This is a genomic window from Halomonas profundus, assembly GCF_020865425.1.
In the GTDB taxonomy this organism is placed as follows: Bacteria; Pseudomonadota; Gammaproteobacteria; order Pseudomonadales; family Halomonadaceae; genus Vreelandella; species Vreelandella titanicae.
In genome coordinates this window covers 482172-507733 of sequence record NZ_CP086344.1, presented here as the reverse complement: position 1 = coordinate 507733, position 25562 = coordinate 482172, and the positions used below count along the sequence as shown (strand labels likewise).

At 56.8% G+C, this 25562-nt stretch carries 26 protein-coding genes; 8 read left to right on the top strand and 18 right to left on the bottom strand.

The features are described 5' to 3' along the window. Positions 1-3: 3 nt before the first annotated feature. From rnhB to LMS44_RS02365, 16 genes are all read right to left on the bottom strand, one after another. Entirely contained in the window at positions 4-636 is a 633-nt protein-coding gene (gene rnhB / locus LMS44_RS02440) for a ribonuclease HII (protein ID WP_027957771.1), read from the bottom strand. Next, positions 626-1798, bottom strand: coding sequence for a lipid-A-disaccharide synthase (lpxB, locus tag LMS44_RS02435; RefSeq protein WP_159175996.1), 1173 nt, complete (start codon positions 1796-1798; stop codon positions 626-628). Before lpxB ends, rnhB begins: the two co-directional genes overlap by 11 nt. Positions 1799-1815: 17 nt before the next feature. After that, on the bottom strand, positions 1816-2583 hold the full coding sequence (lpxA, locus tag LMS44_RS02430) for an acyl-ACP--UDP-N-acetylglucosamine O-acyltransferase (protein ID WP_022520188.1): 768 nt from the start codon (positions 2581-2583) through the stop codon (positions 1816-1818). Then, positions 2580-3023, bottom strand: a complete 444-nt coding sequence (gene fabZ, locus LMS44_RS02425; protein WP_022520189.1) for a 3-hydroxyacyl-ACP dehydratase FabZ — start codon at positions 3021-3023, stop codon at positions 2580-2582. Before fabZ ends, lpxA begins: the two co-directional genes overlap by 4 nt. Positions 3024-3170: 147 nt before the next feature. Beyond that, complete coding sequence (gene lpxD / locus LMS44_RS02420) at positions 3171-4205, bottom strand: UDP-3-O-(3-hydroxymyristoyl)glucosamine N-acyltransferase (RefSeq protein ID WP_009288490.1); 1035 nt, start codon at positions 4203-4205, stop codon at positions 3171-3173. 53 nt (positions 4206-4258) lie between these two features. Beyond that, the gene (locus tag LMS44_RS02415) at positions 4259-4759 is read right to left on the bottom strand and encodes an OmpH/Skp family outer membrane protein (RefSeq protein WP_027957768.1); all 501 of its coding nucleotides are present in this window, start codon (positions 4757-4759) and stop codon (positions 4259-4261) included. Between the two features lie 74 nt (positions 4760-4833). Further along, the gene (gene bamA / locus LMS44_RS02410) at positions 4834-7185 is read right to left on the bottom strand and encodes an outer membrane protein assembly factor BamA (protein ID WP_022520190.1); all 2352 of its coding nucleotides are present in this window, start codon (positions 7183-7185) and stop codon (positions 4834-4836) included. Between the two features lie 100 nt (positions 7186-7285). Next, complete coding sequence (rseP, locus tag LMS44_RS02405) at positions 7286-8644, bottom strand: RIP metalloprotease RseP (RefSeq protein WP_022520191.1); 1359 nt, start codon at positions 8642-8644, stop codon at positions 7286-7288. Between the two features lie 55 nt (positions 8645-8699). Further along, complete coding sequence (gene ispC / locus LMS44_RS02400; protein WP_022520192.1) at positions 8700-9890, bottom strand: 1-deoxy-D-xylulose-5-phosphate reductoisomerase; 1191 nt, start codon at positions 9888-9890, stop codon at positions 8700-8702. After that, complete coding sequence (locus LMS44_RS02395) at positions 9887-10717, bottom strand: phosphatidate cytidylyltransferase (protein ID WP_009288631.1); 831 nt, start codon at positions 10715-10717, stop codon at positions 9887-9889. The genes ispC and LMS44_RS02395 overlap by 4 nt, the downstream gene beginning before the upstream one ends. Continuing rightward, positions 10710-11498, bottom strand: coding sequence for a polyprenyl diphosphate synthase (gene uppS / locus LMS44_RS02390; RefSeq protein ID WP_022520193.1), 789 nt, complete (start codon positions 11496-11498; stop codon positions 10710-10712). The genes LMS44_RS02395 and uppS overlap by 8 nt, the downstream gene beginning before the upstream one ends. A gap of 93 nt (positions 11499-11591) precedes the next feature. Further along, on the bottom strand, positions 11592-12149 hold the full coding sequence (gene frr, locus LMS44_RS02385; protein ID WP_009288629.1) for a ribosome recycling factor: 558 nt from the start codon (positions 12147-12149) through the stop codon (positions 11592-11594). Between the two features lie 4 nt (positions 12150-12153). After that, positions 12154-12927 carry a UMP kinase gene (gene pyrH, locus LMS44_RS02380; protein WP_007111718.1) on the bottom strand — a complete coding sequence of 258 codons (774 nt, stop codon included), beginning with the start codon at positions 12925-12927 and terminating at the stop codon, positions 12154-12156. Between the two features lie 159 nt (positions 12928-13086). Next, positions 13087-13956: a translation elongation factor Ts gene (tsf, locus tag LMS44_RS02375; RefSeq protein ID WP_009288628.1), complete on the bottom strand. Its 870-nt coding sequence runs from the start codon at positions 13954-13956 to the stop codon at positions 13087-13089. Between the two features lie 228 nt (positions 13957-14184). Continuing rightward, a complete protein-coding gene (gene rpsB / locus LMS44_RS02370) occupies positions 14185-14934 on the bottom strand; it encodes a 30S ribosomal protein S2 (protein ID WP_009288627.1) in 750 nt (249 codons plus the stop codon). Between the two features lie 63 nt (positions 14935-14997). Then, a complete protein-coding gene (locus LMS44_RS02365; RefSeq protein WP_138800399.1) occupies positions 14998-15264 on the bottom strand; it encodes a hypothetical protein in 267 nt (88 codons plus the stop codon). A gap of 2 nt (positions 15265-15266) precedes the next feature. Here LMS44_RS02365 and map point away from each other — a divergent pair, with 2 nt between their 5' ends. The 7 genes from map to LMS44_RS02330 all read left to right on the top strand — a co-directional run bounded on the left by map (position 15267) and on the right by LMS44_RS02330 (position 23327). After that, a complete protein-coding gene (gene map, locus LMS44_RS02360; RefSeq protein WP_138800398.1) occupies positions 15267-16058 on the top strand; it encodes a type I methionyl aminopeptidase in 792 nt (263 codons plus the stop codon). Then, complete coding sequence (locus LMS44_RS02355; protein WP_022520195.1) at positions 16058-18733, top strand: [protein-PII] uridylyltransferase; 2676 nt, start codon at positions 16058-16060, stop codon at positions 18731-18733. The genes map and LMS44_RS02355 overlap by 1 nt, the downstream gene beginning before the upstream one ends. Before the next feature lie 324 nt (positions 18734-19057). Then, positions 19058-20254 carry a succinyldiaminopimelate transaminase gene (gene dapC, locus LMS44_RS02350; RefSeq protein ID WP_159175995.1) on the top strand — a complete coding sequence of 399 codons (1197 nt, stop codon included), beginning with the start codon at positions 19058-19060 and terminating at the stop codon, positions 20252-20254. Positions 20255-20295: 41 nt separating this feature from the next. After that, on the top strand, positions 20296-20637 hold the full coding sequence (locus LMS44_RS02345; protein WP_022520197.1) for a Spx/MgsR family RNA polymerase-binding regulatory protein: 342 nt from the start codon (positions 20296-20298) through the stop codon (positions 20635-20637). Between the two features lie 119 nt (positions 20638-20756). Beyond that, positions 20757-21782 (top strand): 2,3,4,5-tetrahydropyridine-2,6-dicarboxylate N-succinyltransferase, encoded by a 1026-nt coding sequence (gene dapD, locus LMS44_RS02340; RefSeq protein WP_009288624.1) that lies wholly within the window; start codon positions 20757-20759, stop codon positions 21780-21782. Next, positions 21769-22941 (top strand): succinyl-diaminopimelate desuccinylase, encoded by a 1173-nt coding sequence (gene dapE / locus LMS44_RS02335; RefSeq protein WP_022520198.1) that lies wholly within the window; start codon positions 21769-21771, stop codon positions 22939-22941. The genes dapD and dapE overlap by 14 nt, the downstream gene beginning before the upstream one ends. After that, positions 22938-23327, top strand: a complete 390-nt coding sequence (locus LMS44_RS02330) for a hypothetical protein (RefSeq protein WP_009288622.1) — start codon at positions 22938-22940, stop codon at positions 23325-23327. Before dapE ends, LMS44_RS02330 begins: the two co-directional genes overlap by 4 nt. A 78-nt stretch (positions 23328-23405) precedes the next feature. Here the strand turns inward: LMS44_RS02330 and LMS44_RS02325 are convergent, their stop codons facing one another. Beyond that, complete coding sequence (locus LMS44_RS02325; RefSeq protein ID WP_022520199.1) at positions 23406-23951, bottom strand: cold-shock protein; 546 nt, start codon at positions 23949-23951, stop codon at positions 23406-23408. A 112-nt stretch (positions 23952-24063) separates the two neighbouring features. On the opposite strand from LMS44_RS02325, the gene LMS44_RS02320 reads away from it, so the two are divergent. After that, positions 24064-24312 (top strand): SlyX family protein, encoded by a 249-nt coding sequence (locus LMS44_RS02320; RefSeq protein WP_022520200.1) that lies wholly within the window; start codon positions 24064-24066, stop codon positions 24310-24312. A gap of 60 nt (positions 24313-24372) precedes the next feature. On the opposite strand, the gene ald is transcribed toward LMS44_RS02320, so the two are convergent. Further along, positions 24373-25491: an alanine dehydrogenase gene (gene ald, locus LMS44_RS02315; protein ID WP_009288621.1), complete on the bottom strand. Its 1119-nt coding sequence runs from the start codon at positions 25489-25491 to the stop codon at positions 24373-24375. Between the last annotated feature and the right edge of the window lie 71 nt (positions 25492-25562).

The following is a 25562-nucleotide window of genomic DNA, read 5'->3' as shown; positions in this document are numbered from 1 at the left end:
ACGTTAAAGCAGCGCCAACTGACGCTGCACAGGCGCGAAGCTACGACGATGTTCGGCCAGTGGCCCGTGAGCTGCAAGCGCCGTCAGGTGCTCTTTGGTCGGGTAGCCTTTATGGCGCGCAAAACCATACTCAGGATAGCACTCATCCAAGGCGACCATCTGCGCATCGCGAGCGACCTTGGCCAAAATCGACGCCGCGGCAATCGCACAGTGGCGTGAATCGCCCTTTACCACGGCCTGGCCAGGCAACAGATGGCCAGGTAATTTGTTGCCATCCACGAGTAGATATTCCGCCGCCGGTGCCAGCGCATCAATGGCTCGACGCATGGCCAAGTGGGTGGCGTGGTAAATATTCAGCGCATCCACTTCTGCTGCGCTGGCTTCTGCCACGGCAAAGGCCAGCGCCCGCTCGCGAATTTGTGTATCCAGTGCTTCACGCCTGCGCGCCGTCAACTTTTTAGAGTCGGTAAGACCGTCAATCGGCTGAGCGGGGTCGAGAATCACCGCCGCGGCCACCACGCTGCCGATCAGCGGCCCTCGGCCTACTTCATCGACCCCCGCCAGCCGCTCGCCGCTGTAGGCAATTTCCAGCGTTGGAAAATCCTTGTGCTCGATCAACCAGTGCTCAATGGCCATCAACACTCTCCAGCGGCTGACCCGCGGCCAACAGGTTAATCGCCTCGGCGGCGCGACGGCTGGCGTTACGCTGGAGCGTAGCGTGCATCTCGGCAAAGCGTGTTTCCAAAGCATGTCGACTTGCCTCGTCGGCCAACATAGCGCTGAGCTGGTCGGCAATCGCCTCTGGAGAGGCGGCGTCTTGAATCAGCTCGGGTACCAGCGTCTCCTGGGCAATCAAATTGGGTAGCGATACCCACTGGGTTTTCACCATTCGTTTAGCCAGCCAGTGGGTGGCTGGGGCCATTTTGTAGGCCACTAGCATGGTGCGGTGGCACAACATGGCTTCCAGCGCGGCGGTACCCGAGGCCAGCAGTACCACATCGCTCGCCACCATGGCTTCGCGGGCCTGACCATCCAAAAGCGCAGTACGCTCAACCAACAGCGGGTAACTAGCCAGCAGTGCGCTGATTTCCCGGCGGCGATCAGCGGTGGCTGCAGGAATCACCACTTGCAGCGTGGGGTGGCGCTGGCAGAGCTGTTCGGCAGCGTTAAGAAAGGTGTCACCCAAAAAGCGAATTTCATTGGCCCGGGAGCCGGGCAGCAGCGCTAACACCTGACTATCCGGCGCCAGCTTCAGCGCCTGACGGGTGGCAATACGGTCATTTTCCAGCGGCATTTCGTCGGCCAGAGGGTGACCCACAAAGGCAACGGGAACACGGTGTTTGCGATAGAAGGCGGCTTCAAAAGGCAGCAGTGTCAGCATGCCGTCCACCGATTTAGAGATGCCTTTTACCCGCCCCTGACGCCACGCCCATACGGAAGGGCTTACGTAATGGGCAGTGGTAATACCCGTTTCGCGGAGCTGGCGCTCCAGGCCTAAATTGAAATCAGGCGCATCGATGCCGAGCATAATATCCGGCTGCCAGGCCAGCGCTTCGGCTTTTAGGGTGCGCCGCACACGGATCAGTTCGGGGAGATGCTTAAGCACTTCAACCAGCCCCATTACCGCGAGGGTCTCTAAAGGGAAGCGGCTCTCCATGCCTTCCGCCTGCATGCGCGGCCCGCCGATGCCACGAAACTCGACGCCAGGGTAGCGTGCTTTAAGCTCGCGCATCAGCCCAGCGCCGAGGATATCGCCGGAGAGTTCCCCAGCCACGAGATAGACACGTTGCAGGGTCATAAAATGATTAGCATGGGTTAACGGGTGATGCCGCGGGTAGAACGCTCAATGGAGGCGGCGAAATGCTCGATCTCGGGCAAATCAAAGCGGCTACGCATTTCGACAAGCGCCTGCTCTGTAGTCAGCCCCTGGCGATAAACCATTTTATAGGCGGTGGTTAAGGCGCTAACTGCTTCGCGGCTAAAGCCGCGGCGCTTTAAGCCCACTAGGTTGAGTCCACGCGCTTCGGCAGGGTTGCCATTAATCATGATATAGGCGGGTGTGTCCTTGGTGATAATCGAGCCACCACCGGCCATGGCGTGATCGCCAAAGTGACAGAACTGATGCACTGCCGCCAACCCACCCAGAATGGCATGATCACCGACGGTGACATGGCCCGCCAAGGTAACCTGATTGGCTAAAATGCAGTCGTTACCAATCACGCAGTCATGGCCGACATGCACGTAGGCCATAAACAGGTTGCGCGAACCAATGGTGGTTTCGCTGCGATCCTGAACGGTGCCTCGATGAATCGTGGCGCCTTCACGGACCACATTATCGTCGCCCATCACTAACCGCGTGGGTTCGCCTGCGTATTTTTTGTCCTGACAGTCTTCACCTACCGAGGCAAACTGAAAGATACGCGTACGTTCGCCTAGCGAGGTGGGGCCTTTAACCACCACATGAGGGCCTATCACGGAGCCCGCGCCGATCGTGACGTCGGGGCCAATGATGCTAAAGGGGCCAACCTCAACGTCGTCGGCAAGGCGCGCCGCCGGGTCGACCAGTGCAGTCGGATGTATCAAGCCACCTTCCTCTCGGCACAAATAATTTCTGCTTCGCAGGCCAGCTCACCGTCAACCGTGGCACGGCATGCAAATTTCCAGATACCCCGTTTACCTCTAATCACGTCGGCCTCTAAGGTGAGCTTGTCGCCCGGCATTACCGGGCGTTTAAAGCGCACTTTATCGCTGCCCACGAGATAGTACACATAACCATCGGCAGGCAGTTTATTGACCGTTTTAAAACCGAGAATGCCGCATACCTGGGCCAGGGCTTCAATCACCAGTACGCCGGGCATAATCGGGTGATGCGGAAAGTGGCCGTTAAAAAATGGCTCATTAATGCTGACATTTTTGTACGCAACGATGGATTCGCCGGTGGTTAATTGCGTTACTCGATCCACCAGCAAAAAGGGGTAACGGTGGGGCAAGTACTCGCGAATTTCATTGATATCCATAACCATCGTAGCGACCTCTAAAATAACAAAAACCTGCAGCTCCTGAAGAGTGTCAGGCAAATACCAGCACGTGCACTGGTTAAAAGGCTGTGGATTATACCCCGCTGTTATCTAGTCTCAAACCAGCAGCGGGTAAAAGTCATGCAGCCGTTACTATTCACGTTGCTTTTTTTCCAATCGAGCCAGGCGCTTAGCGATGTCATCAAGCTGTTTAAAACGCACCGCGTTTTTACGCCACTGGGCATTAGCCATGGCGCCAGTACCGGATGAGTAGACCCCCGGTTCATGGATTGAGTTCGTGACAAGGCTCATACCTGTCACCTGAACGCCGTCGCAAATGGTTAGGTGACCGGATAAACCGACCCCACCACCCAGCATGCAGTGCTTACCGACCTTGGTCGAACCAGCAATGCCCACACAGCCTGCTAAGGCGCTGTGGTCACCGATAATGACGTTATGGGCGATTTGTACCTGACTATCAATTTTGACGTCATCACCAATCACCGTATCTCCCAAAGCGCCACGATCGATGCTGGAGCAACTGCCTACTTCAACGTCGTCGCCAAGCACTACGCCCCCCAATTGGGCGATTTTATGCCAGCCAGCGCCATCGTGGGCAAACCCGAAGCCGTCGCCGCCAATCACACAGCCGCTTTGCAAGATGCCCCGTTTACCGATAACCACGCCATGGCAGAGGGTGACATTGGCGTGCAGACGCGTTGCTTCGCCGATAATTGTATCGGCTCCCACCACGCTGCCCGCCCCAATGACCACACGGTCGCCCAGCACCACGCCTGATTCAATCACTGCATGAGCTTGAATGCAGACATCGGCGCCTAGCTGAGCATCTTCCGCCACGACGGCGGTGGGGTGAATACCGACGATATCGCGGGCAGGCAGTGGGTCAAACAACTGCGATAGCTTGGCATAGCCCAAGTAAGGGTTATCGATTTCCAGACGCGCTACCGGGCAGTGCTTGCCATGCTCAGGGTGCAGCAATACCGCGGCCGCCTTGGTCGTCGCCAAATCTTTCAGGTAGGCACGATTGGCCAGAAAAGCCACTTGATCCGGCTGCGCTTCTTTTAGCGTCGCCAAGCCGCGTATCGGCTGCTGGGCATTACCGCTGACGGCAATGCCCAATTGGCGCGCAATGTCTGCGAGGGTAAAGTGATGAGAAGCGTGCGTCATGGGAGCCCAGGGAAGCGTTGGTGTGGCCTGACCACACCAATTAGCGTTTAAATTTAGTTCAAGGTATCAAAAATCTGGGTGACTTCATCGGTCACATTGGGCAGATCCACACCTGAGTGCAGTACGCCCTGGGGTTCAACCAGCACATCAATACCATGGCGTTCCAGCACTTCTGCTACCGCTTGTTCCAGCTTAGGCTCGGCGCCTTCTAAAAACTGCTGCTCGGAACGCTGCTGTGCCTGCATTACTTCCTGGCGAAGCTGTTCAAAACGGCTGCCTTTCTGCTGAAGCTCGCTAATCAGCGACTCCCGCTGGGACTGAGCCATCGTTTCGCCTTCGTTCTGCAAACGCTGCTGAAGCTGCTGCAACTCATTACCCAGGTTTTGCGCTTCACGCTGCTGATTGCCAATTTGCCCTTCCAGAGTACTCATTGACGCCTGTGCGGACTGGGTATTCATCAATGCTGCTCGCCAATCCAACACTGCTACTTCTGCAGCGTGAGCGGGCAAAATCATCGCGCCCAACAGGCATACCACCGCTGTCAGTTTACGCATCATGTTATCTCCTTAGGTCACGCTAGCGCGCGCCACCATGGCACGCGGTCTAGCAAAATTAGAACGTTTGCCCTTTAGAACGTTTGTCCTAATGAGAACTGGAAGAACTGAGTGTCGTCACCGCTCTTATCGTTCAATGGCTCAGCAATGCTAAAGGTCAGCGGGCCTACCGGTGTCAGCCAAGAGAGGCCAATACCGGCGCTGTAGCGCAAATCGCCTAGATCAACGCCGGAGTTACACTGCTGACGCCCTGCGTCTTCTGCAAGCACATCGTAGCAAGAGGTCAGGAAGGTATTACCGCCATCCAAGAATAGCGATGTTTGCAGCGCGCGCTGATCTTCAACAAAGGGCAGCGGGAAAATGATCTCGGCGCTACCTTCTACTGAAACGTTACCGCCCAGCGTGCGGTCACGGCCGCCTTCGGTTGCTGGCGTGGTGCGCTGCCCAAGCGTATTCGACGTGAAGCCACGCACCGAGCCAAGACCACCCGCGTAGAAGTTTTCATAGAAGGGGAAGGGATCGTTGCCGCCCAGCGTATCGGCATAGCCGACATTGCCGGTAAATTTGAACGCCCAGGACTCGTCATCGTTAATCGGGAAGAGCTGTTGAGCACGGGCGCGCAGCTTGTAGTACTCCGAATCACTGCCCGGCACGCCGGTTTCCAGCGACAGTCGCTGATAGTTGCCATCGGTCGGCATAATACCGCGGTTGAGATTGTTGCGTGTCCAACTAGCGGTCAGCTTCAGGCTTTGCGCATCTTCGCCCTGATCTTCCACATAGCGACGAATTTCTGAGGCCGTGTCGAAGTAGGTTTTCACCGTTAGGTCTTCAACGCTGGCACCGAAGTTAAGACGCGACAGTTCGCTTACGGGGTAACCAAAGTTGATACCGGCACCATAGGCATCCGTCGAGAACGTCGAAATATCCGAATCGGCGTAATCTGTTTCGCGGTAAAAAACATTGTAGCCGCGAGAAATGCCATCCAACGTCCAGTAGGGATCAGTGAAGCCAAAGTTCACACTGGTAAAGGTGTCGCTGCGCTGAGCCCCTACATTGACCCGGTTACCCGTACCCAAGAAGTTATTTTGTGACAAGCCGACACCGTAAATAACCCCGGCACTCTGGGAGAAACCAACGCTGGCAGAGACCGACCCCGAGGGCTGCTCTTCGACATTATAAGTAACGTCGAGTAAATCCGGCTCACCAGGTACAGGCTGGGTATCCACTTCTACTTGGCTAAAAAAGCCCAGGCGTTCAAGGCGCTGACGCGATTGTGTAATGGCTTCGGTGGAAGCGGGTGCGCCCTCCAACTGAATCATTTCACGCCGCAGTACTTCATCCTGAGTAGTCGTATTACCGTAGAACTCGATACGACGCACGTAGGCGCGTTCACCGGGATTGACAGCAATCACCAGATCGACCGTTTCACCGTCCCCTGCCATTTCAGGCACGCCTTGAATATCAGCAAAGGCGAAGCCTTCGGCACCCAAACGCTGGCGCAGGGCTTCGGTGGAGGCATTCACATCGCCGCGGGAGAAAATCTCTCCCTCTTTAACGGTGAGTAACTGGCGAGCTTCGTTTTCGCTGATCTGTAGATCACCCGCGAAACGAATATCACCTACCCGGTACTGGGCGCCTTCATCGACGTTTAGTGTAATAAAGATTTCGGATTTTTCCGGACCAATCGACACCTGAGTCGAGGTGACATCGAAGTTGACGTAGCCACGATCTAGGTAGAACGAGCGCAGCCGCTCAATATCACCGGAAAGCGCTTCACGGGAGTACTCGTCGCTAGAGAACCAGCCGAAAAAGCGTCCTGGCCGATCATTTAACTCAAACACGCCACGCAGCGTTTCATCATCAAAGGCTTCGTTACCAACGATATTGATTTGGCGAATCTTGGCCACTTCGCCTTCGTTGATATTGATATTGACCTGTACCCGGCCCTCATCAACCTCTTCCACTTCGGTATCGATGCTGGCGCTGTAGCGACCTTGAGACTGGTAGACGCCTTCCAGCTCGCGCTGTATCTCTTCCAGCGTAGAGAGCTCCAGTACCTGACCTTCCGAGAGCCCCGATTCACGCAAACCATTGCGCAAGTCCTCTTCGGAGATCTGATCGTTGCCGCTGATCTGTAGCCGCGCAATAGTCGGACGCTCGACGACCTGAATAACCAGTACATCGCCTTCGCGTGCCAGGGAGACATCGTCAAATAGCCCTGTGGCAAATAAGTCACGGGCAGCAGCAGCTAATTGCTCTTCGCTGACGCGCTCATTGGCACTCACCGGAAATGCATTGAAGACCGAGGCGGCGGATACCCGCTGCAGTCCTTCCACTCGAATGTCTGAAACATCAAAGGATTGTGCTTGGGCGCCGCTGGCGCCTGCCAGCAAGAGTGCCGCCATTCCAAGGGTCTTGATTTTCATGCAGTCAATTCGCTCGCGTTGGTCTGCCTATCATTCCAGAAAGGCACCATATACATTTGTGCAGGCAGATGACAAGGCATCCTGCGCGCTACACGCGTCATTACCACAGGCGCATCAGATCAAAATAGAGGGCCATCAACATCAGGGTGCCGACCATGGCAAGCCCAATGCGCAGTCCTACGGCTTGGGTTCTTTCGGATACTGGCCGTCCACGCACGACCTCCATAAAATAATAGAGCAAGTGGCCACCATCGAGCACCGGGATAGGTAGTAAGTTTAGTACCCCAAGGCTGATAGAAAGATACGCTAGAAAGCCAATAAACGCTTCCATCCCTGCACGGGCCGAATCACCAGAGATCTGTGCAATGGTGATTGGCCCGGACAAATTGGAAGGCGAGATAAGCCCGACAAACATTTTGCGTATGGCATCTAAGGTTAAGAGCGTCATCTCTCCAGTGCGCGAAACAGCCTGGCCTACCGCTTCGATAGGGCCGTAACGGATTTCACGCTGAAACGCTGCTGGCCACTCGACCTGCTCGGCGCCTGCACCGATATAACCAATTTCAACCCCAGTGTCCAAGCGGTTACGCCCGGGGGTTAAATCAACACTCGACTGCTCGCCATTACGTTCATAGGTGAGCTGCAGCGTTTCACCTGGATTACCTCGCACCATATTAACGAAGTGCATCCAATCATCCACTGGTTCGCCATTAATCGCCACCATCCTATCGCCCGCCTCAAGGCCTGCTTGCTCGGCGGCCTCTCCGCTCACTACTTGGCCTAAAACGGCCGGAAATTCCGGCTGCCAAGGAGTAATACCCAGCGATTGCAGCGGCTGTGGCGGATCTTGGCGAACCAAATAATCAGTCACCGATAAGCCAAAACGTTGAGGGTCGCTCGCGCCTTCGGGGCGGGCGTCTATATCCAGCTCACCGCTGAAACCAATAATCGATACCAGTTTGAGGTTAACATCTTCCCAAGAGCGCATCTCATCGCCCTGAATGGCGACAATTTCATCGCCATTGGCAAGTCCGGCTTCGGCGGCGGGCGAGTCAGGCGCAACGCTACCTACCATTGGCGACACCACCGTGGTACCCGCCACGAACAGTGCCCAGTAAGCCACAATCGCTAACAAGAAGTTGGCGATTGGCCCTGCCGCCACAATCGCAATGCGCTGCCACACGGTTTTGCGGTTAAATGCCTGATCAAGCTGCTCTTCCGGAACCGGCGCCTCACGCTCATCGAGCATTTTGACATAGCCACCCAGCGGAATGGCGGCTATCGCGAACTCGGTGCCGTGGCGGTCAACCCGCGACCATAGCGGCTTACCAAAGCCTACAGAAAACCGTAGCACTTTGACCCCACAGCGCCTCGCCACCCAAAAATGGCCAAACTCGTGGAAGGTCACTAACAGGCCCAACACCACAATGACCGCTAAAATATTCTGTATAAGGCCCACACTGAACTCCTTAATGCCCCGCTCTAACGACCAGCCCAGCGAATGCTTAAGCGTATCATTTTGTTACCAGTTCCAGCGCCTGCTGTCGCGCCCACTGATCCGTTGCTAATACGCTATCAAGGCTATCAACACGGCCTTGATAGGGGCGCGACAAGACGTCGGCGACCAGTTGCCCAATGGCTGTAAAGCCGATTCGACGCTGTAGGAATGCTTCAACTGCAACCTCATTGGCAGCGTTGAGCACAACGGGTGCCATGCCACCTTGCCGCATCGCTTCACGGGCAAGCCCTAAACAGGGGAAGCGAGTTTCATCGGGGGCTTCAAAATCAAGCCGCGCCACCTGAAAAAGATCCAGTGTCTCAACCCCGGCATCAATGCGCTCCGGCCACGCTAGCCCGTAGGCGATGGGGATGCGCATATCAGGATTACCCAACTGTGCAATCACCGAACCATCTTGATACGCCGCCATGGAGTGAATCACGCTTTGAGGGTGCACCACCACCTGGATTTGTTCGGGCGTGGCATCAAACAGCCAGCAGGCTTCAATAAGCTCTAGCCCTTTATTCATCAGTGTGGCGCTATCCACCGATATTTTACGTCCCATTGACCAGTTCGGGTGAGCGCAGGCCTGTTCGGGAGTGACATTATTGATTTCCGCCTGGCTCCAGGTACGAAACGGCCCGCCAGAGGCCGTTAGCAGCAGTTGACGAACGCCGTGCTTGGCAAGTCCGCCGCGGTGCTCCGCAGGTAGACACTGGTAAATGGCATTATGTTCGGAATCAATCGGTAGTAATGTTGCGCCAGAGCGGGAAACGGCCTCCATAAACAGCGCGCCGCTCATCACCAGCGCCTCCTTATTGGCCAGTAACACGCGCTTGCCTGCTTCCGCAGCGGCTAGGGCAGGCAGTAAGCCCGCCGAGCCGACAATGGCCGCCATTACGCAGTCGACGCTGGCGTCCCGGGCAACATCGCACAGCGCCTCTGGGCCTGCGCTCACGTCAGTTGACTGCCCAGCCCGCTTAAGCTCTTGGCGCAGCCAAGCGGCATCGGCCTCATTATCCAACACGGCGACCGCAGGGCGATGCGCCAAGCACTGCGCTAGCAGAGCCTCTTTTGAGGTGTGCGCGGTCAGGGCATGCACGCAATAGCGGTCTGGGTGGCGACTAATCACATCCAGCGTGCTAGTGCCCACAGAGCCTGTCGAGCCAAGCACGGTCACACGTTGCCTATTAGCGAGTTGGCTCATAGCGGCGGCACCCGAGCAAACACCTCAACCAGTACTTCCACATAGAACAGTGCAAACAGCGGTATCGCCGCGGTGAGGCTATCAATGCGATCCAGCACACCGCCATGGCCGGGCAGCAACTGGCTCGAATCTTTGATATTACGATGGCGCTTGAGCATGCTTTCCAGTAGATCCCCTAGCACAGAGGCCAAAGTGACCACGGCGGTGATCAGTATCAGGGTAATTCCACCCACCAGGCCCAGCGGCAACCACAGCGCAAAGAGAATAGCCAGAATAGTGGTCGCCGCTAAGCCGCCGTATACGCCCTCCCATGATTTGCCAGGGCTCACGTGGGGAGCCAATTTGCGCTTGCCCCAGTGTCGCCCCACAAAGTAGGCGCCGATATCCGCGCACCAAACCAGCAGCAGCACAAACAGCAGCCAAGCCATACCGATGTCACGCAGAACGTTAAAGCCCACCCAGCAGGGCAATAGCACCCACAGGCCCATCGCCAGGCGCCGCACGGTGGACTGCCACTGCTCACCCGCCGCAGGGTAGCGGGTTACCCAGTAGAGATTCACCAGCCAACCGGCAGCAGAGAACCAAAGCGGCCATATTGAGGTGGCGGCTCCGGCCAGCCACATGACCAGCATCAACACCGCCATCACGGCCACTAGCTGAGCACGCTGTGCCGTACGGGTAACGCCCGCCAGATTGGCCCACTCCCAAGTGGCGAGTAGCACCATCAACGCCGTAAATAGCGCAAAAGCGCCGCCGTCTAAACCAAACAGGCCAGCCAGCACCAGGGGTGCTAGCCAGGCTGCGGTGATAATCCGCTGTTTAAGCACCCTGCGCCTCTATTTGTTCGTCCGTCATGCCAAAGCGACGACGGCGCTGGCAGAAGTCGTTTAATGCCGCATCAAACGCATCCGCACCGAAATCGGGCCATAGCAGCGGGGAAAAGTGCAGCTCAGCATAGGCCAACTGCCAAAGCATAAAGTTGGATAGCCGCTGCTCACCACTGGTACGTATACACAGATCCACCGGCGGCACGTCATCAGTCCCCATTGCAGTGTCGAAGCACGCTTCATCGATTTGCTCAGGCGATAACTCCCCAGCCGCCACCTGCTCGGCTAAGGTGCGCGCCGCCCGTGCGATATCCCACTGCCCCCCATAGTTGGCGGCAATCACCAGATGCATCCCTGTATTGTCCGCGGTTAACGCTTCAGCACGCTGAATATGCTTTTGGATGGCGTGGGAAAAACCCCGCTGTTCGCCAATGATCGAGAGGCGCACATTACGCTCATTGAGCTTTTTGACTTCACGCTTAAGCGCCATCAAAAACAGCTCCATCAAGGCGTTGACCTCTGCGGCCGGACGCTTCCAGTTTTCGCTGGAGAAAGCAAACAGGCTGAGGGTTTGCACCTCGCGCTCGGCGGCTCGCTGAATCACCGCACGAACGGTTTCCACCCCAGCCCGGTGCCCACGCACCCCCGAAAGCCCGCGCGCGCGCGCCCAGCGGTTATTGCCATCCATAATGATGGCAACGTGAGACGGCGGGGCCTCCCCGGCCAGAGAAGACGCGCTGGCGTCGTCCGGCTGTTTTTCAGGAAGCTGCGGTGACGTCATGGATTCTCGCACCAAAGGTCAGTCATAAAAAAACCAGCCAGAGTGTGGCAAAACGGGCAGCCAAAGCTGCCCGCGGCTGAATAAAGCACAGGTTTATACCTGCATGAGATCCTGCTCTTTTGCAGTCAGCGCTTTATCGATCTCAGCAATATACTTGTCGGTCAGCTTTTGAATCGCATCTTCGCCTTCACGCTGATCGTCTTCGGTAATCTCTTTATCTTTTAACAACGACTTGAAATCACCGTTAGCATCACGACGTACGTTACGCACGGCAACGCGAGCGTTTTCAGCTTCGCTACGCGCCTGCTTGATATAACCTTTGCGGGTCTCTTCGGTGAGCATCGGCATTGGCACACGGATCACGTTGCCTGCACTGGCCGGGTTCAAGCCAAGATCAGAGGTCATGATGGCCTTTTCGATCTTCTGCACCATGCCCTGCTCCCACGGCGCAATCGTCAGCGTGCGAGCGTCCTCAACGTTGACCGATGCCACTTGGCTAAGCGGTACCTGGCTGCCGTAATAGTCCACGGTAACGGCGTCTAAAATGCTCGGGTGAGCACGACCGGTACGAATTTTATTGAAGTTGCTATGCAGCGCCTCAACGCTTTTTTGCATGCGCGAATCGGCATCTTTCTTAATATCGTTGATCACGTCATTACCCTCTGTATATCAGCGTGCCTTCCTTGCCCCCTACGACCATATTCAGTAGGGCGCCAGGCTTATTCATATCAAATACCCGCACCGGCATATTATGGTCACGTACCAGGCAGATAGCGGTCAAATCCATAACGCCCAATTTTTGATCCAGGGCGTCGTCGTAAGAGAGCTGGTCGTACTTCACCGCATCCGGATGTTTTACCGGGTCTTTATTGTAGACGCCATCGACTTTGGTCGCCTTGATCACTACGTCGGCGTCCACCTCAATGCCGCGCAAACAAGCTGCAGAATCGGTGGTGAAGAAGGGGTTGCCTGTGCCTGCAGAGAACAGCACTACGTCCCCGGAGGTTAAGTAGCGAATGGCCGTGCGACGGTCGTAGTGCTCTACAACGCCGCTCATTGGGATAGCCGACATCACGCGCGAGCGGATATTGGAGCGCTCTAGCGCATCACGCATTGCCAGCGCATTCATTACGGTCGCCAGCATGCCCATATGGTCACCGGTGACGCGATCCATGCCAGCCTCATTGAGCGCCGCACCGCGAAACAAGTTACCACCGCCAATCACGATGCCTACCTGTACCCCAATACCGACGAGCTGGCCGATCTCCAACGCCATCCGGTCAAGCACTTTAGGGTCAATACCAAAATCGTGTTCACCCATCAGCGCTTCGCCAGAAAGCTTGAGCAAAATACGTTTGTATTTTGACTTCGAACCCTCAGCCTTGCTGGGTGCTACATGGGGGGTAGGTTCTTGAACATCACGCGACATGGCATCTCTCCTGAGGCAGACCTGTAAACAGGCAGGCGGGGCAGCCCCGCTGTATAAACCCGTTATCAGGGTCGGCTAACTAACACCGGTTATACAGGGGCCGGATACGCGAAGGCGTGCGCTCACGCGCACGCCATCTTTTTTCTGAAACCTCTGACCTCAGCGACGGCCAGCCTGTTCCATAACTTCTTTAGCGAAGTCGACTTCTTCTTTCTCGATACCTTCACCAACTTCAAAGCGTGTGAAGCTTACCACTTCGCCGCCTGCGGCTTTCACGTACTCAGCCACAGTCTGGTTCGGGTCTTTAACAAACGGCTGCTCGGTCAGGCTGTTTTCTGCCAAGTACTTTTTCAAGCGGCCCTGAACCATTTTCTCTGCGATCTGCTCCGGCTTACCGGCCATATCCGGCTGCGCCAGAATAATCGCTTTTTCCTGATCCAACTGCTCTTGGGGCATATCGGCAGGATGCGCAACCGCAGGGTTGATCGCCGCCACGTGCATTGCAACGTCTTTCGCGACTTGCGAATTGCCGCCTGTTAGCACGGTCAGAACGCCAATGCGGCCACCGTGGACGTACTCGCCTACCAGACCACCGTCAACAGCGTTCACTACGATGGCACGACGCACACCGATATTCTCACCGATTTTCTGAACCAACTGCTCGCGGGCAGTTTCCAGTTCGCCAGCCATAACGGCGGCAACATCTTCGCTTTTCGCGGTGAAGAAAGCACCGGCGATTTTGTCAGCAAACGCGATGAAGTTGTCATCACGAGCAACAAAGTCAGTCTCGGAGTTGATTTCAACCATTACGCCGTAGCTGCCGTCTTCCGCTACACGCGTAACCACTACACCTTCTGCGGCGATACGATCGGCTTTCTTCGCTGCTTTTAGGCCGGAGCTTTTGCGCAGGTTTTCAATCGCAACTTCGATATCACCGTCGGCTTCGGTGAGTGCTTTTTTACACTCCATCATGCCGAGACCGGTACGTTCGCGAAGTTCCTTGACCTGAGAGGCGCTGATAGCTGCCATGAGAATTCACCTCTGAAATGGTTCTATGAGAGTTAGACGCAACACAGAGTATAGGCATGATAAATGACCATCATGTATCACGCTGCCCTATGTCTCTCTGTATTACGGGGCCGGTATTGAGTGCCGGCAAATTCGTCCGCTCAGACAGTTCATCTGTAGCGGGAAAAAGGGGGCAAAGCCCCCTTTATCTTGATGCGGCACACCTGCTCACCGCACCCACTGCTGCGATTACTCAGCGGCAGTGTTGTCTTCAGCTGCAGCGGCCTCTTCGGTCACTTCAACAAACTCTTGAGCGTTGGCTTCTTTGGCACGGCCACACGCATCCGCAATCGCTTTTACGTAGATCTGGATAGCGCGGATAGAGTCATCGTTGCCGGGAATTACGTAGTCAACGCCATCGGGGTTGGAGTTAGTATCCACCACGCCGATAACCGGGATGCCCAGCTTGTTGGCTTCGTTGATCGCGATGCGCTCGTGGTCAACGTCGATCACGAACAGTGCGTCCGGTAGGCCGCCCATGTTCTTGATACCGCCGATAGAACGCTCAAGTTTGTCCTGCTCGCGAGTCGCCATCAAGACTTCTTTCTTGGTCAGCTTCTCGAACGTGCCGTCTTCGCGCATGGTTTCAAGATCACGCAGACGCTTAATGGACTGACGGATGGTCTTGAAGTTAGTCAACATGCCGCCCAACCAGCGATGGTTGACGAAAGGCTGACCAGCACGGTTAGCTTCTTCTTTAATTACCTTGCTAGCGCTGCGCTTGGTGCCAACAAACAAAATTTTGTTGTTGGATGCCGCCATCTTCTCGACCACATCGATCGCTTCGTTCAGCGCCGGAAGGGTGTGCTCAAGGTTGATGATGTGAATCTTGTTGCGCGCGCCGAAGATAAATTTGCTCATCTTCGGGTTCCAGTACTTGGTCTGGTGGCCGAAGTGAGCACCTGCTTTAAGCAGGTCACGCATATTAACGTGAGACATGGTAGAACTCCTAAAACTCGGGTTAGGCCTCCACGCACCCCATGGATCCGACCGTTGACCACGTTAGACGCTGCCAGCGGCACCCGGGACCATGTGCCGGTGCATGTGTGTTTTTAAGGCTTGATAGTAAGCATTGCGCCCGTAAGTCGAGCACGCTGCGGATTCATCGCCCTGCCCTACTGCGTACTTCCCAGCCAAGAAGCTCGGAATCACGATTGCAGGAAAGCGCGCGGCTTTATACCATAGATCATTGCCAAGATGAAGTCGCACCCCGTTTGACGGTCTTAAATTGCGCCATTCAATTTTCCATTCTGCATTCATATCGAGCATTCATGAACGTTCCTATCAAGACGCCTTCTGAAATCGAACACATGCGCGAAGCCGGGCGCCAAGCGGCTAGCGTGATTGAAATGATCACCCCCCATATCCAGGCAGGCATTAGCACGGGGGAAATTGACCGTCTCTGCCATGAGTATATTGTTAACGAGCTGGGCTCGACCCCTGCACCGCTGAACTACCATGGTTTTCCCAAGGCGACCTGCACGTCGATCAACCATGTGGTGTGCCACGGCATCCCCGACGACGCCAAGAAGCTCAAAAATGGCGATATCATGAACCTGGATATCACCGTTAAGACCACCGACGGCTATCACGGCGACTCCAGCGTGATGTTCGTAGTGGGAGAGACGATTCAGGGCGAACGGCTGTGTCGCATTACTCAGGAGTGCCTGTATAAAAGCATCGAGCTGGTGAAGCCAGGCGTGCGTCTCTCAGAGCTTGCCCGCGTGATTCAAAAACATGCCGAAAGCAACGGCTACTCCGTCGTGCGCGACTTCTGCGGCCACGGCATCGGCGCCGAATTCCACGAAGAGCCGCAGTTTTTACACTACGACGGCTACGCACCGGATGCCGACATTAAGCTCGCCGCAGGCATGTGCTTTACCATCGAGCCGATGATTAACGTCGGCGGGTATAAAACCAAGGTGCTACGCGATGGCTGGACCGCCGTTACCAAAGATCGCAGCCTTTCAGCGCAGTGGGAACATACGCTGCTGGTGACCGAGGGCGGTGTAGAAGTACTGACCGCGCGTGGCGATGAAGACTTCAGTTTTCTACCCAACTGATGCTACTACACCACCACCGGTTTGAGCCGGACACCACGCTTTACGACCTGGATCTTTTCCGCACTGAGCTTGCCGGATCTCGCTCGCCAGTTGCTCCCTTCAAGGCCGCGCTGCGCGAGCTACAAGCGCGCCTGGACGACCAGTTTCGCGCCGGTGCAGACATTCGCGACCTTGTGCGCGGCCGCGCCTGGTACCTGGATCAGCTGCTGGCGATTGCCTGGGCGCAGCACGAGTGGCCCGATGATGGAATTGCGCTGGTGGCGGTAGGCGGTTATGGCCGTGGTGAGCTACACCCCCACTCGGATATCGATCTGCTGCTGCTATTGGAGCAGGACGATGACACCGCCTATCGTGAACCGCTGACCGCCTTTATCACCTTCTTGTGGGATATTGGCCTGGAAATTGGTCATAGCGTTCGCTCGCTTAGCGACTGCGAGCGGGAAGCCGAAGCGGATGTCACGGTGATTACCAACCTGCTCGAATCTCGCCTGATTGCGGGGCCAGAAAGCCTGCGCGAAGCGATGCGCGAACGCCTCAGCGCCGAGCATATTTGGCCCGCCGATCGCTTTTTTGAAGCCAAGTGGCAGGAGCAGATTTCGCGCCACTACCGCTACAACAACTCCGAGTACCACTTAGAACCGAACCTCAAAAGCTCCCCCGGCGGGCTGCGCGACATCCAGATGATCGGCTGGGTGGCCAAGCGCCACTTCGGTACCGAACAGTACACCGATATCGTCGCCAACGGCTTTATGAACGACGCCGAACTGCGCATTTTAAGCCAGGGGCAGGCGTTCTTGTGGCAGGTGCGCTATGCCCTGCATATGCTTACCGACCGCGCCGAAGACCGCCTGCTGTTTGACCACCAGCGCACCATCGCCGAAATGTTTGGCTTTCGCGATACGCCGGAACGTCTGGCGGTTGAGCAGTTCATGAAGCGCTATTACCGGCACGTCACCGCGCTGGCGGGACTCAACGATATGCTGCTGCAGCACTTTGACGAGGTCATCCTGCGCGGCAAAGAAGCGCTGGAAACCGTCAAACTCAACGAGCGCTTCGAGACCAAAGGCGGCTATATCCAGGTTCGCTCGCGGACACTTTTCCGTGAACGCCCCGCGGCGATGCTGGAGCTATTCCTACTGATGGCCAAGCACCCCGAAATCGAAGGAGTGCGTGCCGATACCATCCGACTAATTCGCGATCATCGCCACCAGATTGACGACCACTACCGGGAAGACCCGCGCCACCAGCGGCTCTTTATGGCTATTCTGCGCGCCCCCGGCAATGTGCCCCGCCAGTTGCGGCGCATGAACCGCTACGGGATTCTGGGCAAATACCTGCCCGAATTTGGCCGCGCCATAGGGCTGATGCAGCACGACCTTTTCCACATTTACACGGTCGATGCCCACACCCTGCTGCTGCTCAAATTTCTGCACAATTTTCGCAAACCGGAAGCGAAGGGTGACTTTCCAGTGGCGGTGGCATTGATGCAGCAGTTGCCCAAGCTCGACCTGTTGTGGATCGCCGGGCTGTTTCACGACATTGGCAAGGGCCGCGGCGGCGACCACTCGGAAATCGGCGCCCGGGACGTTGAGCATTTTTGTCAGCGCCACCACGTCTCGCCCCACGACACGAACCTGGTCAGTTGGCTGGTTGAGCACCATCTATTGATGTCGATGACGGCGCAAAAGCGCGATATCAGCGACCCCGATGTGATTCGTGATTTTGCCTTGATCGTGCGTAACGAAACGCGCCTGGACTACCTTTACGTGCTCACCGTGGCCGACATCAATGCCACCAACCCCACACTGTGGAACGGCTGGCGGGCGTCGCTGCTACGCCAGCTGTACGCCGAAACCAAGCGTGCCCTGCGCCGCGGCCTGAATAATCCGCCCGACCGCGACGACTGGGTGCGGGAAACGCGCACCGAAGCACGCTCTTTGCTGCAAACCATCGGCGTTAATCGTGAGCAAATCGATCATCTTTGGGAATCGCTAGGGGAAGACTACTTCCTGCAGTACGCCCCCAGCGAAATCGTTTGGCAGACCCAGGGCATTCTCAATCACAACCAGTCGCCGCTGCCGCTGGTGCTGATCAGCGCGCCTACTGCGGACATGTCCGAAGGCGGCACCAAAGTGTTTATCCACACCCGTTCGGTGGACGACCTTTTCGCTGCCACCGCCGCTGCCATGGAGCAGTTGGGCCTGTCGATTCACGATGCGCGCATTGCGACCTCCCACAACGATTGGACGCTCAACACCTTTATCGTGCTCGACAGCCATGGTCAGCCTATACGTGACCCAGGCCACATCGAAGAGATGCGCCGACACCTGGTGGAAGAGCTTGATGACCCTGATGACTACCCGGATATCGTCACCCGCCACACGCCGCGCCAGCTCAAGCATTTCAAGGTACCCACGGAGGTGCTGATTGAGCAGGATCCGGCCAATGAGCGCACGCTGCTGGAGCTAACGGCTCCCGACCGCCCCGGCCTGCTGGCCCGGGTGGGACGGATTTTTATGGAGCAGGATATCTCGCTTTCGGCGGCAAAAATCGCCACCCTGGGCGAGCGGGTAGAGGACGTCTTTTTCATCACCACCAAGGCAGGCGAACCGCTGACTGACCCCGAGCGCCAGCAGCAGCTGCGCGAACGTCTGATTGAAGTGTTGGGCGTTTAAAAGATAATTCACCGAACCCCGAGGCTGATGCAGAGATTGTAGTGCCAAGCCTGGAGGCGAGGGTAGGTTTCCGCGAGGACGCTGTGAACCCCTCCAGGGGCGCTACTTTCGCCATCTGACCGCCAGGGATGGCGGAAATGCCGGAATTGTCAGGAATTTTTTCCGGCCATGGCGAAAGACCCTCGCTCCAACCTACCCTCGCTCCCGTCTATCGAGTGTCTGTAAAAGTATTCATTGCAAAATCACACCCTCGTTAGGTTTGAGCCTGCACCGGGCCTTGCCTATAATCGACGGTTTACGCCGCCAGCCATCAACGGACACATCATGAACGCCGACCTCGACGCCCTGCATCCTTACCCGTTTGAAAAGCTGGCCGCGCTGAAGGCCGCATTAACGCCCCCAGCTGACTTGGCGCATATTCCGCTGACCATTGGCGAACCCCAGCACGCGCCCTTTCCTGCGGCGCTTGAAGCGCTGGTGGCGCACCAGCTGGAAATGGCCCGTTATCCCGCGACCAATGGCCTGCCAGCGCTCCGCCAAACCATCGCCAACTGGGCAAGCCAACGCTTTCAACTGCGCGAACTCGACAGCGAACGGCACGTGGTGCCCGTTAACGGCACTCGGGAAGCCATTTTTGCCTTTGTGCAGGCGGCGCTGGATCGCACCCGCCCGGCGAAAGTCGCGGTGCCCAATCCGTTTTATCAAATCTACGAAGGTGCGACGCTGCTGGCAGGCGGTGAGCCGCTCTATTTAGACTGTACCGCTGAGAACAATTTTCGACCTGACGTTAACGCCGTGCCCGCCGCGACGTGGCGCGACGTGCAAATCGTCTTTATCTGCTCGCCGGGCAACCCCACCGGCGCGGTCACGTCCCTTGATGAATTTAAGCAGCTGATTGCCCTCGCCGACGAACACGACTTTATTATCGCCTCGGACGAGTGTTACTCGGAGCTCTACCTTGACGAAACAGCCCCACCACCAGGGTTGCTGCAAGCCTGCGCCGAGCTGGGCCGTGATGATTACCGGCGCTGCGTGGTGTTTCACTCGCTCTCCAAGCGCTCCAACTTGCCGGGCCTGCGCTCGGGCTTTGTGGCGGGGGATGCGGCACTGCTCACACCGTTTAAGCGCTACCGCACTTACCATGGCTGTGCCATGTCGCTGCCGTTGCAGCACGCCTCTATCGCCGCCTGGCAGGATGAGCAGCACGTACGCGCCAACCGCGACGCCTACCGCGAAAAATTTAGCGCGGTCACCCAGGTGCTTGCCCCAGTCATGGATTTTCCCGCGCCACAAGCTAGCTTTTACCTATGGCCTGCGGTGCCCGGTGGCGACGATATCGCCTTCACGCAGAGGCTGTTTGCCGAACAGCACGTTAGCGTACTGCCCGGCAGCCTAATGGGACGCAGGGGTGAAAATGGCGTTAACCCCGGCGCAGGGCGTTTGCGCCTAGCGCTGGTGGCTGAGCTAGCGCCCACCCTTGAAGCCGCCCAACGAATTCGCCATCTCATCGAGCGCGGTTAACTTATTCCACATTCTCTGGTTCAACATTCTCAGGAGGTCGTATGCTGACGCTGTATATCATCGATAACTGCGATACCTGCCGCAAAGCGCGTAAAGCCTTGGATGAGAAAGCGCTGCTGTATAAAACCCACGATCTGCGCAAAGATGGTCTATCTGCTGCGCTACTAGAACACATTTTACATCGCGTGCCGCTTGTGGAAGTCATTAACAAACGCAGCAAAACCTGGCGCGAACTTTCCGATGAGGAAAAAGATTACGACGCCAACTCGGCCCGCCAGCTACTGATGAAATACCCCACACTGCTGAAGCGGCCGCTGCTCGAAGTAGACGACTCCACTATCTTAGTCGGCTACCGCGAGGGCGATTACGACAAGCTCGGCTAAGTACTCAAGTGGCTAAGTGCTTCAGCAACTAGATACTTGAGAAACTAAGCACTTAAGCAACTAGGCACCTTGGCTTTGCCTGCTTTTCTTCACTATTTATCACTACAGGACACCTTCTTATGCTGAGCTTTGCGCTTGGAATCGGCACCCAAAACACCCAGGGCGACTGGCTGGAAATCTACTACCCGGCGCCGCTGCTCAACCCACCCGCCAGCCTGGTGGAAGCCGCCAAACAAGCTCTGGATGCCCCCCAAGGCAACGCCGCCATCAGCTTTTTGCCCGAAGACTGCACACGCCTGGCTAAAGCGTTAGAAGCCGCGGGGCACTCCGCCCAGGCAGAGCTTGCCGAAGCGCTCTCTGCCAGCCAGCGCCCCCTGGTCGCGATGTTCCTGGAGAGCGACGAAGCGCCACAAACCGCGCCAGAGGTGTATTTAAAGCTGCATCTGCTGTCCCACCGCTTGGTCAAACCTCACGGTCTTGATCTCACCGGCATGTTTGGCCTTCTGCGCAATATTGCCTGGACCAACGAAGGCGCCATCGACATTGAAGAGCTGCCTACGCGCCGCTTGAAGGCACGTATGGCGGGCCGCGCGCTGTCCGTCGACTGTGTCGATAAATTCCCCAAAATGACTGACTACGTGGTGCCTACCGGTATCCGCATTGCCGACACCGCCCGCGTACGTCTGGGCGCTTACCTAGGCGAAGGCACTACCGTCATGCACGAAGGCTTTGTCAACTTCAATGCGGGCGCCGAAGGCCCCGGCATGATCGAAGGTCGCATCTCAGCCGGCGTGATGGTCGGCAAAGGCTCCGACTTGGGCGGCGGCTGCTCCACCATGGGCACTCTCTCTGGCGGTGGCAATATCGTCATTAAGGTCGGGGAAGGCTGCTTGATCGGCGCCAACGCAGGCATCGGCATTCCCCTGGGTGACCGCTGCACGGTAGAAGCAGGGCTGTATATCACCGCTGGCTCCAAAGTGACCTTACTGGATGATCAGGGCCAGGAAGTGAACACCGTTGCCGCCCGCGAGCTGGCCGGGCAAGACGATCAGCTATGGCGCCGCAACTCCCAGAATGGCCGCATTGAGTGCTTGACCAATAAAAGTGCTATCGCCCTGAACGAGGCGCTGCATGCCCACAACTGAATCTGAAGGACTGTCGCCGACGCTCACGCTCGCCTTTGAGCTGCTCAGCCGGGCCTCGGTAACGCCGGACGACGAGGGCTGCCAGGAACTCATGATCGAGCGCTTAGCAGCGCTCGGTTTTCATATTGAGCGGCTACCGTTTGGCGACGTAAAGAATTTCTGGGCGGTTCGCGGCCATCACGGCCCGGTGGTGGCCTTTGCCGGCCACACCGACGTGGTGCCCAGCGGCCCCTATACCAACTGGCAGTACCCACCGTTTGAGCCCTGCATTGATGATGAGGGTATGCTGTGCGGACGTGGCGCGGCGGATATGAAAGGCAGCTTGGCCTCAATGCTGACCGCCGTTGAGCGCTTTGTGGCCAACCACCCGAATCACGATGGCCGTATTGCCTTTCTGATTACCTCCGATGAAGAGGGCCCGGCAGTCGACGGCACTCGCGCGGTGGTCGAGCACCTGCGCGAGCGTAATGAACGGCTCGACTACTGCATTGTCGGCGAACCATCCTCGACCACGCGCCTGGGCGATGTGATCAAAAACGGTCGTCGCGGCTCACTGGGCGCCACGCTGCACATTAAAGGCGTGCAGGGTCACGTGGCCTATCCGCATTTAGCGCGCAATCCCATCCACCAGGCCATGCCAGCGCTGGATGCGCTGGTCAACGAGCACTGGGACGCGGGCAACGACTTTTTTCCCGCCACCAGCTTTCAGATTTCCAATCTGCGCGCAGGCACCGGGGCGACCAACGTGATCCCCGGCGACGTGGAAGTGGTGTTTAACTTTCGCTTCTCCACCGAGGTGACCTCTGATGAGCTCAAAGCGCGCACGGAAACCATTCTCGACCAGCATGGATTGGAATATCAGATAGACTGGACGCTCAACGGCGAGCCGTTTTTAACCGCGGAAGGCGCGCTGGTTGACGCCGCCATTAAAGGCGTTGAAGCGGTGACCGGCGAGCGCCCGGCGCTCTCTACCAGCGGCGGCACCTCGGATGGCCGCTTTATCGCCACCCTTGGCGCTCAAGTGGTCGAGCTAGGCCCGCTCAACGACACCATCCACAAGGTCAATGAGCGCGTTCGCGCCAGCGATCTGGACGACTTAAGCCGGATTTACGAAGCGACGCTGCAAGCGCTACTCTTCTCCGGTGAGGTAAACCTATGATGGAGCGTTACCCCGATATAGAGATTTACCTAGCCAGCGTGTCGCTTGATGCGCTCAATGAGTGGTTGAAAAGTGCACTAATCGCGCCACCGCTGAGCCCCGCAGGCAAAGGTAAATGGCAAACCCGCGGCCAATACCAGGGTGACTGCGTGCCGGTATTGCTGGTAGACAAAGCCGCTGATGGCTTTGCCAGCCTATGGTTTGATAGCAACCACACGCCGTGGATGACCGACCAAGAGTGTGCCCAACAGGCCGCGGAAGCGTTGCAAACCGAAATACGTTGCTCACTGGGTGGCTGGCACCCCGGTGATGACCCTGACCGCTTCTGGCAAGTGTTGCCCGGTGGCAAAGAAGGGGCAATAGAGTGGCCCGATTCAGGGCGTTAATCGAGCGCTTTAAACGTAAACGACCCCGCCGAAGCGGGGTCGTTACTATCCAACGATCAATTTAACTAGCCGTTGGGCTCACTCAATAATACTGACATCGTCGGCCTGCAAACCACGCTCATTTTTAATCACGTGATAACGCACGATTTGGCCTTCTGCCAACATACGCGGGCCACGACCACGAATGGCACGGAAGTGTACAAACACATCTTCGCCATTATCGCGGGTAATAAAACCGTAGCCTTTGTTGGTATTGAACCACTTTACTTCACCCTCTTCGCGGCCATCGTTAGGATCGATGATGTCTTCCTCCTCATCATCGTCCAACGGTGCAGCCGCTTGGGGTTGGCGCGTTGCTGGCTTGGGACGAACCACAGCATCGGACGCCACCACGATCGAGGGCGCAAAAGCGGCAGACGCTAATGTGCCAATACACAGAACAATAAAACTACCTATCGCAACGGCGATATAGACACCGCTAACTCCACTGATTGCCAACTCGGCCATCCACAGCTCGGCGAGGGCACTATCGGTTAAATGAACAATCCCCGCCAGCAAAAGTGGCGTGGGGGCGGCAAGTAATACACTGATTAAGAAACAGCGAAACACAACTTTTGGGTTCATAGAAAAAAAAAGCTCTCTTGTTGTATGGGTAACAGACGAAGGACAATACCCGCACTATCAGGCCCATTCCCAATAGCACCGGCATACTACTACATAAGGCTGCAATGTTATCATGACACATGAATTATCGCCTGTTGACCTAGCTCAACGTCTTGAATCTTTAGAGAGTCGCATAGCCCATCAAGAGCATTGGCTGGATACCCTGGATCAAGCGGTGGTACAACAGGAGCGCCGCCTGGAGAAACTGGAGCAGCTCAGCGGCCTAATGCGCGAACGCCTGCGTGAGCAGCACCAGGCACTCCAGGCAAGCGAACCCCAGGGCGGCCAGCGCCCCGAGGATGAACTTCCGCCCCACTACTGAACTAACGCCAGCCCCGGATGCGACTAATTAATTAGCCGCCGACAGCTAGCTTTCAACAGTTTAGCTGCCAACAACGCTCGCAGGGTCGATACTTTCCAGCCCAAAGGCATCCGCTACGGCCTGGTAGGTGACTTGCCCCGCGTGCACGTTAAGGCCCGGGAGAAAGTGTGGGTCGTCATGCAGCGCCTGCTGCCAGCCCTTATCTGCCAGGGCGAGTACAAAGGGCAGCGTGGCGTTGGTCAGCCCCTGGGTGGACGTACGTGCTACCGCGCCGGGCATATTGGCCACACAGTAGTGAACCACCCCATCGACGATATAGGTCGGTTCGGCATGGGTGGTGGGCTTGCTGGTTTCAAAACAGCCGCCCTGATCGATGGCAACATCGACCAGTACACTGCCAGGCTTCATATCAGCCAGCATACTGCGAGTGATTAGTTTTGGCGCAGCGGCGCCGGGCACCAGCACCGCGCCAATGATCATGTCAGACTCACGGGTGGCCGTTTCCAGCGCGTCTGCGGTGGAGTAAACGGTTTTAATGCGCCCCTGGTAACGGTCATCCAGCACTTCAAGCCGCGCTAACGACTTATCCAGAATGGTAACTTCCGCGCCTAACCCTAACGCCATGCGCGCAGCGTTTTCACCTACCACGCCACCCCCAATCACGGTTACCTTACCTGGCGCCACACCCGGCACACCGGGCAGCAGCACGCCCGCACCGCCCTGGGCCTTCTCCAGGCTATGGGCCCCAGCCTGCACCGCCATTCGTCCCGCTACGGTGCTCATAGGCGCCAGCAGCGGTAGGCCACCGCGGGCATCGGTAATGGTTTCGTAGGCGATACAGGTGGCACCGCTCTCCATCAGCCCACGGGTAAGGGGCTCTTCGGCGGCCAGGTGCAGATAGGTGAACAGTGTATGCTGTGGGGCGAGTCGCGCTACCTCGTCCGGCTGCGGCTCTTTCACCTTGAGGATTAACTCAGCGTTGCGCCACAAAGTGTCCACATCTGCTTCTATGTGCGCACCGGCGGCTTGGAAATCAGCATCGCTAAAGCCTGCACCTTCACCGGCTCCGGCCTGAATGCTCACCTGATGGCCGCGCCCGGCTAATTCCCGTGCGCCGGTAGGGGTTAAGGCCACGCGATACTCGTGATTTTTGATCTCTTTGGGGACAGCAATTTTCATTGGATTTTTCCTGTGCTTTTAAAGGTCAGTCATGTTGTTAAGCAAATTACAGCACAGCTAACGTTGACCAC

Excerpts from the sequence above, each read along its gene's own strand:
- rnhB (WP_027957771.1), bottom strand. The coding sequence starts at position 636 with ATGGCCATTGAGCACTGGTTGATCGAGCACAAGGATTTTCCAACGCTG.
- lpxB (WP_159175996.1), bottom strand. The coding sequence starts at position 1,798 with ATGACCCTGCAACGTGTCTATCTCGTGGCTGGGGAACTCTCCGGCGAT.
- fabZ (WP_022520189.1), bottom strand. The coding sequence starts at position 3,023 with ATGGTTATGGATATCAATGAAATTCGCGAGTACTTGCCCCACCGTTAC.
- lpxD (WP_009288490.1), bottom strand. The coding sequence starts at position 4,205 with ATGACGCACGCTTCTCATCACTTTACCCTCGCAGACATTGCGCGCCAA.
- LMS44_RS02415 (WP_027957768.1), bottom strand. The coding sequence starts at position 4,759 with ATGCGTAAACTGACAGCGGTGGTATGCCTGTTGGGCGCGATGATTTTG.
- bamA (WP_022520190.1), bottom strand. The coding sequence starts at position 7,185 with ATGAAAATCAAGACCCTTGGAATGGCGGCACTCTTGCTGGCAGGCGCC.
- ispC (WP_022520192.1), bottom strand. The coding sequence starts at position 9,890 with ATGAGCCAACTCGCTAATAGGCAACGTGTGACCGTGCTTGGCTCGACA.
- uppS (WP_022520193.1), bottom strand. The coding sequence starts at position 11,498 with ATGACGTCACCGCAGCTTCCTGAAAAACAGCCGGACGACGCCAGCGCG.
- pyrH (WP_007111718.1), bottom strand. The coding sequence starts at position 12,927 with ATGTCGCGTGATGTTCAAGAACCTACCCCCCATGTAGCACCCAGCAAG.
- tsf (WP_009288628.1), bottom strand. The coding sequence starts at position 13,956 with ATGGCAGCTATCAGCGCCTCTCAGGTCAAGGAACTTCGCGAACGTACC.
- rpsB (WP_009288627.1), bottom strand. The coding sequence starts at position 14,934 with ATGTCTCACGTTAATATGCGTGACCTGCTTAAAGCAGGTGCTCACTTC.
- LMS44_RS02365 (WP_138800399.1), bottom strand. The coding sequence starts at position 15,264 with ATGCTCGATATGAATGCAGAATGGAAAATTGAATGGCGCAATTTAAGA.
- map (WP_138800398.1), top strand. The coding sequence starts at position 15,267 with ATGAACGTTCCTATCAAGACGCCTTCTGAAATCGAACACATGCGCGAA.
- LMS44_RS02355 (WP_022520195.1), top strand. The coding sequence starts at position 16,058 with ATGCTACTACACCACCACCGGTTTGAGCCGGACACCACGCTTTACGAC.
- dapC (WP_159175995.1), top strand. The coding sequence starts at position 19,058 with ATGAACGCCGACCTCGACGCCCTGCATCCTTACCCGTTTGAAAAGCTG.
- LMS44_RS02345 (WP_022520197.1), top strand. The coding sequence starts at position 20,296 with ATGCTGACGCTGTATATCATCGATAACTGCGATACCTGCCGCAAAGCG.
- dapD (WP_009288624.1), top strand. The coding sequence starts at position 20,757 with ATGCTGAGCTTTGCGCTTGGAATCGGCACCCAAAACACCCAGGGCGAC.
- dapE (WP_022520198.1), top strand. The coding sequence starts at position 21,769 with ATGCCCACAACTGAATCTGAAGGACTGTCGCCGACGCTCACGCTCGCC.
- LMS44_RS02330 (WP_009288622.1), top strand. The coding sequence starts at position 22,938 with ATGATGGAGCGTTACCCCGATATAGAGATTTACCTAGCCAGCGTGTCG.
- LMS44_RS02325 (WP_022520199.1), bottom strand. The coding sequence starts at position 23,951 with ATGAACCCAAAAGTTGTGTTTCGCTGTTTCTTAATCAGTGTATTACTT.
- LMS44_RS02320 (WP_022520200.1), top strand. The coding sequence starts at position 24,064 with ATGACACATGAATTATCGCCTGTTGACCTAGCTCAACGTCTTGAATCT.
- ald (WP_009288621.1), bottom strand. The coding sequence starts at position 25,491 with ATGAAAATTGCTGTCCCCAAAGAGATCAAAAATCACGAGTATCGCGTG.